The sequence below is a fragment of the Sunxiuqinia dokdonensis genome (assembly GCF_001270965.1).
In the GTDB taxonomy this organism is placed as follows: Bacteria; Bacteroidota; Bacteroidia; order Bacteroidales; family Prolixibacteraceae; genus Sunxiuqinia; species Sunxiuqinia dokdonensis.
The window spans coordinates 1-1,385 of record NZ_LGIA01000139.1 but is presented as its reverse complement, the minus strand read 5'-3'; the positions used below and the strand labels follow the sequence as shown (position 1 = coordinate 1,385).

Here is a 1,385-nt window from a genome sequence, read left to right as displayed (position 1 = left end):
CACAAAACTTGCCGCATAAAAACAAAAAAAGGAGGCTGTCCCAAAATTTAGTTTTTGGACAGCCTCATCTCTCGACTACAGCAGTAAAACAAAATTCCTTCAGTTCAAAAAATAAAACGAAAAAAATTGATTTAGGGTAGTACCTCCTGGCGGTTTTCTCCTCTATCTAATAAATGGCACGACTATTCCCCTATGGATACGAAAGAAAAATATACCCAATTACTTGCAGATGAGAATTTCCAGAATGATATTCGGAATTACTCCAACTTATCGAACGAAGAGCAACAGGTGATTCTCAGGAAATATTCAATCTCCGAAAAGGAATTGGTGTATGCCAGGAAACTGTTGACCGGTGTTTCATTCAAGCAGGAGCAAGTAAATTCAACAGAAACACAATTTGCCCTGCAGCGATTATTGCTGCGAATCAAAGACGGTTCGTCGTCTTCAGAAAAATACAAAGGCAAAAAGATTGATTTGATGACTTGGATGTTACGCGTTGCAGCCGTTTTATCGATTCCGTTGCTGTTATCCACCATCTATTTCTACCAAAAAAGCACGGTGTCGAATGTAGAGAGCCAGCTGATGGTTACCCAGAACAAAACGATTAACACCTTTACAGCGCCTGCCGGAGCGAAAACACAGGTGGTTCTGCCCGATGGATCAGTCGCGTGGCTGAATTCGGGTAGCAGCCTTTCAGTTCCCACCACTTTTGATGCCAACCGCCGTGAGCTCAGCTTAACAGGGGAGGCTTATTTTGAAGTGGTAAAAAATGAACAAGCTCCCATGTTCGTTTCCACCGATCAAATGACTGTTAAGGTTTATGGCACCAAATTTAATGTCAATGCCTTTGCCGATAATGGCACGATTCGTACAACATTGGTGGAGGGTAAAGTGACCCTGATTCCTGAAATGAGTACCAAAGAATATTTGCTTGAGCCGGGTTTTACGGCTTCCTACGATTTGGAAACAAAGCAGATCAAGGCCAGCGAAGTGGAAAAGATGGATGCCTTTACGGGTTGGAAGGATGGCAAGCTGCTGTTTCAGAACGAGCCCTTCTCTGATATTGTCAACCGGCTGGAACGCTGGTATAATGTCGATATCCAACTAAGTGATCCATCGCTGGGTGATTATAACCTATACGCCACCTTTATCGACGAAAACATTGAGCAGGTACTGGCCATCTTTGCCAGTTCCATCCCCATCGAGGTGGACTACCCGAAACGGAAAAAGCAAGCCGATGGTAGCTACGCCAAGCGGGAGATTGTGATTAAACGCGATATCAACAAGGTGTTCAACTAAAGATATAAACGAGAAACGTACCCAGCACAATCAATAAAAAAACAACAAAGTAGTTTTGCAGTCGTGATGTATTTTTAGCACTAAGT

1 protein-coding gene is annotated in these 1,385 nt (G+C 43.1%); it reads left to right on the top strand.

Going from position 1 to position 1,385, the window contains the following annotated elements:
* Positions 1–192: 192 nt before the first annotated feature.
* Complete coding sequence (locus NC99_RS08040) at positions 193–1,299, top strand: FecR family protein (RefSeq protein WP_053181988.1); 1,107 nt, start codon at positions 193–195, stop codon at positions 1,297–1,299.
* Positions 1,300–1,385: the final 86 nt, after the last annotated feature.

Excerpts from the sequence above, each read along its gene's own strand:
- NC99_RS08040 (WP_053181988.1), top strand. The coding sequence starts at position 193 with ATGGATACGAAAGAAAAATATACCCAATTACTTGCAGATGAGAATTTC.